We start from the raw sequence: 237 nt of genomic DNA, 5'->3' as shown, positions 1-237 counted from the left end.
ACTGTCGTCACCAAGAGCAACGCGCAGCGCCACGCGATGGTGATGTGGGACGAGATCGCGGTGCAGATCAGCAAGGAGTTCCCGGACGTCACCTGGGACAAGGAACTGGTCGACGCCGCCACCGCGCGCATGGTCAACCGGCCCGCCACGCTCGACACCCTCGTTGCCACCAATCTGCACGCCGACATCCTGAGCGCCCTGGCCGCCGCGCTGGCGGGCAGCCTGGGCATCGCACCC

General features: G+C 68.4%; 1 protein-coding gene. It reads left to right on the top strand.

What is annotated here, in order from left to right:
• Positions 1 to 237 (top strand): isocitrate/isopropylmalate family dehydrogenase (locus CVH10_RS24345; protein ID WP_369336028.1); only part of this gene is annotated, 237 nt, incomplete at both ends.

Source organism: Halomonas sp. ND22Bw, assembly GCF_003011945.1.
In the GTDB taxonomy this organism is placed as follows: Bacteria; Pseudomonadota; Gammaproteobacteria; order Pseudomonadales; family Halomonadaceae; genus Halomonas; species Halomonas halophila.
Note: the sequence above shows the minus strand (reverse complement) of the source record. Positions and strands in the feature narration are given on the sequence as shown.